The organism is Pseudomonas edaphica, assembly GCF_005863185.1.
GTDB classification, from domain to species: domain Bacteria; phylum Pseudomonadota; class Gammaproteobacteria; order Pseudomonadales; family Pseudomonadaceae; genus Aquipseudomonas; species Aquipseudomonas edaphica.
Genome location: NZ_VBVZ01000221.1, coordinates 1 through 9,344, shown reverse-complemented (window position 1 = coordinate 9,344; position 9,344 = coordinate 1). Strand labels below are relative to the sequence as shown.

The following is a 9,344-nucleotide window of genomic DNA, read 5'->3' as shown; positions in this document are numbered from 1 at the left end:
GCCTGCGATAGCATCACCTCGGTCTGCCTGATAGACCGAGTTGCTTGCATCGCAGGCAAGCCAGCTCCCACATGGGTCTGCTCCCACATTTGTTTCTGTGTTCCTTCAAGGAGAATTTTTTGTCCTCTCCCATCCCCATCCCCGTCACCATCCTCAGCGGCTTCCTCGGCGCCGGCAAAACCACCTTGCTGCGCCATCTGCTCAAGGCTGAGCACGGCCTCAAAATCGCCGTGATCGAAAACGAATTCAGTGATGCCGGTATCGACACCCAACTGTTGGGCGCCGAACCGGTGCAAGTCATGACCCTGTCCAACGGTTGCGTGTGCTGCACTATCCACACCGACCTGACCAAAGCCCTGTACCTGCTGCTCGAGCGCCTGGACAGCGGCGAGATCGCCTTCGACCGGCTGGTGATCGAGTGCACCGGCCTGGCCGACCCTGCGCCTGTGGCCCAGACCTTTTTCATCGACGAGGAGCTGCGCGAGCGCTACATCCTCGACGGCATCATCACCTTGGTGGACGCGGCCCATGCTGAGCACCACCTGACCCAGACCATCGCCCAGGCTCAGATCGGTTTTGCCGACCGCCTGCTGGTGAGCAAGCGTGATCTGGTGGACGAAGCCACCTTCGACGCCCTCAGCCAGCGCTTGACCCGCATCAACCGCCGTGCGCCGATTCGCGTGGTCGACCACGGCAAAATCGACCTGGCCGAACTGCTCGACGTACGCGGCTTTAATCTCAATGCAGGCATGACCCTGCGCCCGGTCAGTGCCGCGCCATCCATCGACCGTATTTCCAGCCTGGTGCTGCGCACCGACCAGCCGCTGGATATCGACCGGCTCAGCGAGTTTATGAACGAACTGCTGGAGGACCATGGCAAACAACTGCTGCGCTACAAAGGCGTACTGAACATTGCCGGGGAAGACCGGCGCATGGTGTTCCAGGGCGTGCTCAAGCTTTACGGTTTCGATTGGGACACCGAATGGGCCGAGGGTGAGGCGCGCGAAAGTGTGATTGTGTTTATTGCTGATGAGTTGCCGGAAGCCAAAATTCGCGAGGGCTTTGCCCGGGTCTACCAACCCTGACTCGAAATGCATTCAAAATGTGGGAGCTGGCTTGCCTGCGATGGCGGTGGGTCAGCTAATGATGTGCCAACTGACAGGCCGCTATCGCAGGCAAGCCAGCTCCCACATTGAACCGTATTTCAATTTGAGAACGGCCATAAAAAAGCCCGGCTCAAGAGCCGGGCTTTTTATTCAAGCAACTGCAATCAAGCGCCGTACACCGGCAGTTTTTTGCAGATGGCCTTGACCTTCTCACGGACCGCGTCAATCACGGCTTCGTTGTTCAGGTCAGCCAGGATGTCGCAGATCCAGCCGGCCAGTTCCTTGCACTCTGCTTCTTTAAAGCCACGAGTGGTCACAGCCGGGGTGCCGAAGCGCAGGCCGGAGGTGACGAACGGCGAACGTGGGTCGTTCGGCACGGAGTTTTTGTTCACGGTGATGAAGGCTTTGCCCAGTGCGGCGTCAGCGTCTTTACCGGAGATGTCCTGCTTGATCAGCGACAGCAGGAACAGGTGGTTTTCAGTACCGCCGGACACCACGTCAAAGCCGCGCTCGATAAACACGCTGGCCATGGTCTGGGCGTTCTTCACCACTTGTTGCTGGTAAGTCTTGAACTCAGGCTGCAGGGCTTCTTTGAAGCAGATCGCTTTAGCAGCGATCACGTGCTCCAGCGGGCCACCTTGGGCGCCTGGGAATACGGCAGAGTTCAGCTTCTTCTCGATCTCGGCGTTGGCGCGAGCCAGGATCAGGCCGCCACGTGGACCGCGCAGGGTCTTGTGCGTGGTGGTGGTCACGACGTCAGCGAAAGGCACCGGGTTCGGGTAGACGCCAGCGGCGACCAGACCGGCTACGTGAGCCATATCAACGAAGAGATATGCGCCGACTTTGTCAGCGATAGCGCGGAAACGTGGGAAATCCAGGATCTGCGAGTAGGCAGAGAAACCGGCCACGATCATTTTTGGCTTGTGCTCAACGGCCAGGCGCTCGACTTCGTCGTAGTCGATCAGGCCGTTGGCATCGATACCGTATTGAACGGCGTTGTACAGCTTGCCGGAGGAGGAAACGCTGGCGCCGTGGGTCAGGTGACCGCCGTGGGCCAGGCTCATGCCCAGGATGGTGTCGCCGCCTTGCAGCAGGGCCAGGTACACGGCGCTGTTGGCTTGGGAACCGGCGTGTGGCTGAACGTTGGCGTAATCGGCGCCGAACAGTTCCTTGGCACGGTCGATTGCCAGTTGCTCAACCACGTCGACGTACTCGCAACCACCGTAGTAGCGCTTGCCTGGGTAGCCTTCGGCGTATTTGTTGGTCAGAACCGAACCTTGAGCCTCCATCACCGCAGGGCTGGTGTAGTTTTCCGAAGCGATCAGCTCAATGTGCTCTTCCTGGCGCACGGCTTCTTGCTCCATGGCGGCGAAGAGATCGGCGTCGTACTTGGCAATAGTCAAATCACGGCTGAACATGGCGGTCCTCAAGGATCGGGGGCAGAAAAGGAAGGCATTCTAACCCAATGGGTTTTAGATGGCATATGAAAGGACATCATGTCGCGGACAAGTGGGGCTCATCCAGGGATGGGCGGTGCCTGTACTGGCCCTATCGCAGGCATGCCAGCTCCCACACCTGAAGGTATTCACAATTCAAAATGTGGGAGCTGGCTTGCCTGCGATAGGGCCATCAGCCCCACCACAAGGCTTCAGTCGAACATGAACAGCGCATCATTGCTGAACTGCGCTTCAAACCGATTTGCCGGCATCGGCCGCCCAAACAGATAACCCTGCACCTCATCACAGCCATGTTCACGCAGGAAATCCAGCTGCTCATGGGTTTCGACGCCCTCGGCGATCACCGCCAGGTTGAGGCTGTGGGCCATGGCGATAATCGCGCGGGCAATTTGCGCGTCCTGCTCGCCGGACGGCAGGCCGTCGACGAAAGTTCGGTCGATCTTCAACACATCGATGGGGAATTGCTTGAGGTAGTTGAGCGACGAATAACCGGTGCCGAAGTCGTCCACCGCAATGCTCAGGCCCAGGTTTTTCAGGCTGGCGAGGATCTGCATGGCCTCGTTGACTTCGCGCATCAGGATACTTTCGGTCAGCTCCAGCTCCAGGCACGCCGGCGGCAGGCCGGTGTCCTTGAGAATAGTGGCGATGCGTTCGCCCAACTGCCCATCGGAGAATTGACGCGCCGAGATGTTCACCGAGACTTTCGGCACGCGCACCTTGTTCTGGTGCCAGGTCTTGAGCTGGCGGCAGGCTTCCGCGATCACCCAGTCGCCCACGTCCACCACCAGCCCCAATTCCTCCAGTACCGGGATGAAGTCCCCCGGCGGCACCAGCCCACGGCGCGGGTGACGCCAGCGCAGCAGGGCTTCGGCGCCGGTCAGGCGCTTGCCGTCGCCGCTGAACTGCGGTTGGTAATACAGCACGAATTCGTTCTGGTCCAAGGCGTGGCGCAGGTCGCTTTCCAGCTCCAGGCGCTCCAGGGCGCTGGCATTCATGTCCGCCTGGTAGAACTGGAAGTTGTTCTTGCCGCGCTCTTTGGCGTGGTACATCGCCGTGTCGGCGTTTTTCATCAGTTGGCTCAGTTCGTTGCCGTCCTGCGGGCTTAAGGCGATGCCGATACTGGCGGTCACAAAGAACTCGCGGCCCTCCAGCACAAATGGCTTCACCAGGCTCGCCAGGATCTGCTCGGCCACGGTAATTGCGCGGTTCAACGCCATTTCACGGCTGACCCGCGGTTGCAGCAGCAAGGTGAACTCGTCGCCGCCCATACGTGCCACGGTGTCGTCTTCGGCCACGCAGCCCAGCAGGCGGGTGGCCATTTCCTTGAGCATGCGGTCGCCGGCGGCGTGGCCCAGGGAGTCGTTGATCGGTTTGAAACGGTCGAGGTCGAGGAACATCAGTACCACCCACGACTTTTGCCGTTCGGCCGACTGCAGCGCGGTGTGCAGGCGGTCCTGGAACAGTGTGCGGATGGGCAGATGGGTCAGGGCGTCGTAATACGCCAGGCGGTGGATGCGCTGCTCGCTGGCATTGCGCTCGCTGATATCACTGAAGAAACACACGTAGCTGGCCAGGTCGCCTTCATCGTCGAACACGGCAGTAATGCCGACCCAGGCCGGGTAATGCTCGCCATTGCGCCGCTTGAGCCACACTTCACCTTCCCAGGTGCTGTGCTGATGCAGCTGCTTGAGCACGTAACGCAGGTGCGCCTCCTGCTGTTCATCCACCGTGAGCATGTTCGGCAATTGATCCAGCACATCTGCCACTGCATAGCCGCTGACCCGGCTGAACGCCTCGTTGGCCTGCACGATATAACCGGCCGGGTCGGTGATCAGGATCGCCGAGGTTGAGTGCTCGAATACCGTGGCCGCCATGCGCAGGTCTTTTTCGGCGCGGCGTTGCTGGCTGATATCGCGGCCCACACCCAGGATGCCTTCAAACGCGCCGTGTTCGTCCCAAACCAGCACCAGGCGCAACTCGATCGGCACCTTGCGGCCGTCGGCGCGCAGGCAGTCGAACAGGAACAGTTGGGTGTGGATATCATCACGCAGTCTGTTTAGCGCCTCGGGGTCGCCGAGCGCACGGCTGACCTGTTCCACCAAACTGTAGATGCCGGTCAGTTGCTGCGGGTTGGCGATGATCGACTGCCAGCCGTTCTTGAACACCCAGTCCACGTCATAACCCAGCACGGCGTTGACTGATGGGCTGATGTAATTGAGGGCAAGCTGGCTGTCGGTGGAGCAAATCACGTCGCTGATGCTTTCGGCCAGCATGCGGTAGCGCTGCTCGCTGTCACGCAGGGATTCACTGGCTTCGATCTGGTCGGTGATGTCCTTGGCCACGCCGATGATCCGCGTGACCACCGCGGTTTTATCCCGCGCCAGCGCTTGCTCACGGATATCAAAGCGCCGCCACTGGTTATTGCGATGGCGAAAGCGCAGCTGGCATTGCAGTTGGGTGGTGTAGCCGACCTCGCGCTGTTGCAGGCGCAAGTCGTGGTAATACTCGGCATCCTCGGGGTGCAGCAGGATTTCCCAGAAGTACTCGCCCATTTGCTGCAGTTCGGCCTTGTTGTAGCCGAGGGTATGGCCCAAATGGTGGTTGCTGAAAATCATGCGCTGGCTGATCACGTCCTGCACATACAGGTGATCAGGCACGGTGCGCACCACGTCCGACCAGAAACTCTCACGCTCCACCAGCGACAGTTCGATCAGCTTGCGGCTGGTGATATCGCTGATACTGAGAATCACGGCCTTGAAGTCGTCCTGCTGCTCCGGCAGGCGCATCACCAGCCACAGATATTGGTCATTGCCGGCCACGTCATTGAGCTGGATTTACAGCTCCAGCTGTTTTTGCTGGGTCAGAACGGCTTCGAGCACTTGATAGCCGATGGCGGTGGCATTGCTTGGGCAATCATCGATCAGGCGTTCCCAGGCCTGCTCGCATGAGCCGACATTCAGCAGGCGCACGGCCACCTGGTTGACCTCGGTAATGCGCAGTTCCTTGAGCAGTTGCTGGCGCCCGGCGGTGTTGTTGAGCAACCAGACCTGCAATTGCTCACGGGTCTGCACGTGGGTCTTGTCAAAAAACGCCTTGAGCCCCGACAGATCCAACACGCACAGGGCCACGCCGGTGCCTTCGAAAATATCCTGATAACGCCGGCGGCCTTCATGCACCTGGCGCTGGCGGCGGCGCATGTTCAGCAGCACGATCAGCGGGATCAGCGAGAACGCCAGGCCCAGCAGGCATTTGCCGATAAACGCCGGCAGCAGTTGCTCCAGCACCGCGCTGCGGTCAAACAGGCCGCGCAATTGCCAATCGCTTTTACTCAGGGGCGTAACCAGCACGCTTTTGTTCAATTCATCCGGCGTCAGCGCCGCGGCCCATTGCGCAGGCATGCCACTGTCGCGGCTGACCACGCGGTGGTTCAGGCGGTTCTCGATGGCCCACATCGGGCGCTGGCCCTGGCCGTCCTGGCGGGTGAGGTTGCTCAGGTAGCTGGGCGCCAGGCGCAAGGCCCAGTACATTTTCGAGCCGCCGCTGGGCTGCTGAAGCAACAGATAGATCAGGGTGCCGTCGGGGCTGTTGCTCAAGTAATAAGGTTGCGAGTGGCTGCGCTGCACCAGCTCTTCAAGCCAGGCGCGGTCCTGGCTGCCTTTGGCGCTGTCGCTGATCAGCGCGCCGCTGGGGGCGAGCAGGGCGAAACTGCGCAGCTCCGGCAACGAGCGTTGCAAGGTGCGCATCAGCGCCTGTTGTTGCTCGTCGTTGCGCGGCGGCTCGACCATCGGCAGCAGGTTCAAGGCGATTTTCGCGCTCAGGGCCATGTTCAGGCTGATCTGTTCAGCCAGGTCGGCGCTGTAATCGATGGTGTATTGCTGTTGGTTTTTCTGGTTTTGCTGCAGTTGGTCCAACAGCTGCCAGAACAATAACGCCAGCAGCACCAGCACCAGCATCGCCAGTGCGCCTTTTAAAGTGCCGTGCAGGGGCGCGCCCGGCGCTATATGAGCGGCGCGCAAGGGCGTGGGCGGCGTGACTTTGGACAAGCTGTGATCCTGCGGTTTGGCTGGACTGGCGCGCGACGTGCACTATAAGCCGGACGCCCGGAGGGCGGCTAGCATGCCTTGCCTTGTGGCAAAGTGCCAGCCCCGCTTGGCTGGACTGCCCAAGCGCATTCAGGTAGCTTTGCCGGTTACGCGGGGGCGTTCCAGCCCCAGACATTCAGGCTTTTTCCGCTCGCAGGCATTGATGATAGTCAACGGCCCGCGCGGCGCATGGCCTGCACGGGCTTCGCCCGCTTAATTCATCAGTCACTGACGCTAGGTTCACCATGGCTCAATACGTCTTCACCATGCATCGGCTGGGAAAAGTTGTTCCGCCGAAGCGGGAAATCCTGAAAAATATTTCGCTGTCCTTCTTCCCCGGCGCCAAGATCGGCGTGCTCGGCCTCAACGGTTCGGGTAAGTCCACGCTGCTGAAAATCATGGCCGGCGTCGACACCGAGTTCGAAGGCGAAGCGCGCCCGATGCCCGAACTGAACATCGGCTACCTGCCGCAAGAGCCGATCCTGGACCCGACCAAGACCGTGCGTGAAGTGGTCGAAGAAGCGGTGGCCGTGATCAAGAACGCCCAGGCCCGCCTGGACGAGGTCTACGCCGCCTACGCCGAAGAAGATGCCGACTTCGACAAGCTGGCCGCTGAACGGGCCAAGCTCGAAGCCATCCTGCAGGCTGGCGACGGCCACAACCTGGAGCGCCAGCTGGAAGTCGCCGCCGACGCGCTGCGTTTGCCGGCGTGGGATGCCAAGGTCGAATTCCTCTCCGGCGGTGAAAAACGCCGTGTGGCCCTGTGCCGCCTGCTGCTGTCGGCTCCCGACATGCTGCTGCTCGACGAACCGACCAACCACTTGGATGCCGATTCCGTCGCCTGGCTGGAGCACTTCCTGCACGATTTCCCGGGCACCGTGGTAGCGATCACGCACGACCGCTACTTCCTGGACAACGTCGCCGGCTGGATCCTCGAGCTCGACCGTGGCGCCGGTATCCCTTACGAGGGCAACTACTCCGGTTGGCTGGAAGCCAAGTCCGACCGTCTGGCCGCCGAATCCAAGCAGCAATCGGCCCACGAAAAAGCCATGAAGGAAGAACTGGAGTGGGTGCGCAAAGGCGCCAAGGCCCGCCAGTCCAAATCCAAGGCACGTCTGCAACGCTTTGAAGAAATGCAGTCGCAGGAATTCCAGAAGCGCAGCGAAACCAACGAGATCTACATCCCGGCCGGCCCGCGCCTGGGTGACAAGGTCATCGAATTCAAGAACGTCTGCAAAGGCTATGGCGACCGCGTGTTGATCGACAACCTGTCGTTCTCCATGCCAAAAGGCGCGATCGTCGGCGTTATCGGTGGTAACGGTGCGGGTAAATCCACACTGTTCCGCATGCTGATGGGCAAGGAAACCCCGGATTCGGGCAGCATCGAAATCGGTGAAACCGTGCAACTGGCCTGCGTGGATCAAAGCCGCGAAGACCTGGACGGCAGCAAAACGGTATTCCAGCAAGTCTCCGAGGGGTCCGACCAGATCCGCATCGGCAACTATGAGATTCCGTCGCGCACTTACGTCGGCCGTTTCAACTTCAAGGGCGGCGATCAACAGAAGTTCGTCAAGGACCTGTCCGGTGGTGAGCGCGGTCGCTTGCACCTGGCACTGACCCTGAAAGAAGGCGGCAACGTGTTGCTGCTCGACGAACCGTCCAACGACCTCGACGTTGAAACCCTGCGTTCCCTGGAAGAGGCCCTGCTGGACTTCCCGGGCGCCGCCATTGTGATCTCTCACGATCGGTGGTTCCTTGACCGCGTCGCGACGCACATCCTGGCGTACGAAGATGACTCCCAAGCGGTGTTCTTCGAAGGTAACTACACCGAGTACGAAGCGGACCGTAAGAAGCGTTTGGGTGATGCTGCTGCCCAGCCGCACCGTGTACGGCACAAAAAACTGGCCTGAGTTGGGTTGGTTTGAAAAAGCGGAGCCTTCGGGCTCCGCTTTTTTTTGCGTGTGTTTCAGGAGGACCGAGGTGGATTTATCGCAGGCAAGCCAGCTCCCACCTTCGACCGCATTTCACATTGGCAACCCGATCAAATGTGGGAGCTGGCTTGCCTGCGATAGCGGTTTCACGGATGGTGCATTTACTGATTTGAAATCCCCTTAATGGTGCAAAAAATCATAGTAATTTATATATAAAGCACCATTTAAATTCACAAAGGCGACATTTTGCGCTTTTCAGGTGCAACATGAATTGCTAAGGTCCGGCTCAATCTCATTTAAAAACAATCAATTTGCCGAGACTTCTCCATGATCGAATCTGTCGAATCCTTCCTTTCGCGCCTCAAGAAACGCGACCCCGACCAGCCGGAATTTCACCAGGCCGTAGAGGAAGTCCTGCGCAGCCTGTGGCCGTTTCTTGAAGCCAACCCCCACTACCTGACGTCGGGCATTCTGGAGCGCATCTGCGAGCCGGAACGCGCGATTACCTTCCGGGTATCGTGGGTGGATGATCACGGCAAGGTGCAGGTCAATCGCGGGTTTCGCATCCAGATGAACAGCGCCATCGGCCCCTACAAAGGCGGCCTGCGCTTTCACCCGTCGGTGAACCTGGGCGTGCTGAAATTCCTCGCCTTCGAACAGACCTTCAAAAACTCCCTGACCTCGCTGCCCATGGGCGGCGGCAAAGGCGGCTCGGACTTCGACCCCAAGGGCAAGAGCGACGCCGAAGTGATGCGCTTCTGCCAGGCG

The 9,344-nt window shown here is 59.9% G+C and carries 4 protein-coding genes and 1 pseudogene; 3 read left to right on the top strand and 2 right to left on the bottom strand.

Features of this window, described 5'->3' with window-relative positions; translation table 11 throughout:
• Window positions 1-119: 119 nt before the first annotated feature.
• Entirely contained in the window at window positions 120-1,085 is a 966-nt protein-coding gene (yjiA, locus tag FEM54_RS16030) for a GTPase (protein ID WP_138451848.1), read from the top strand.
• Window positions 1,086-1,270: 185 nt separating this feature from the next.
• Here yjiA and glyA read toward each other — a convergent pair whose 3' ends face one another.
• Both glyA and FEM54_RS16020 read right to left on the bottom strand, forming a co-directional pair.
• A complete protein-coding gene (gene glyA, locus FEM54_RS16025; RefSeq protein ID WP_053137906.1) occupies window positions 1,271-2,524 on the bottom strand; it encodes a serine hydroxymethyltransferase in 1,254 nt (417 codons plus the stop codon).
• A 230-nt stretch (window positions 2,525-2,754) separates the two neighbouring features.
• Window positions 2,755-6,606 (bottom strand): annotated as a pseudogene (locus FEM54_RS16020) (sensor domain-containing protein).
• Window positions 6,607-6,890: 284 nt separating this feature from the next.
• Here FEM54_RS16020 and ettA point away from each other — a divergent pair.
• Both ettA and FEM54_RS16010 read left to right on the top strand, forming a co-directional pair.
• On the top strand, window positions 6,891-8,555 hold the full coding sequence (ettA, locus tag FEM54_RS16015) for an energy-dependent translational throttle protein EttA (RefSeq protein WP_138451846.1): 1,665 nt from the start codon (window positions 6,891-6,893) through the stop codon (window positions 8,553-8,555).
• Between the two features lie 348 nt (window positions 8,556-8,903).
• Window positions 8,904-9,344, top strand: a 441-nt coding sequence (locus FEM54_RS16010) for a Glu/Leu/Phe/Val dehydrogenase dimerization domain-containing protein (RefSeq protein ID WP_276614599.1), incomplete at its 3' end; no start/stop codon positions are given.

Bases quoted from the DNA above. Each gene is read 5' to 3' on its own strand.
- glyA (WP_053137906.1), bottom strand. From the start codon at position 2,524: ATGTTCAGCCGTGATTTGACTATTGCCAAGTACGACGCCGATCTCTTC.
- ettA (WP_138451846.1), top strand. From the start codon at position 6,891: ATGGCTCAATACGTCTTCACCATGCATCGGCTGGGAAAAGTTGTTCCG.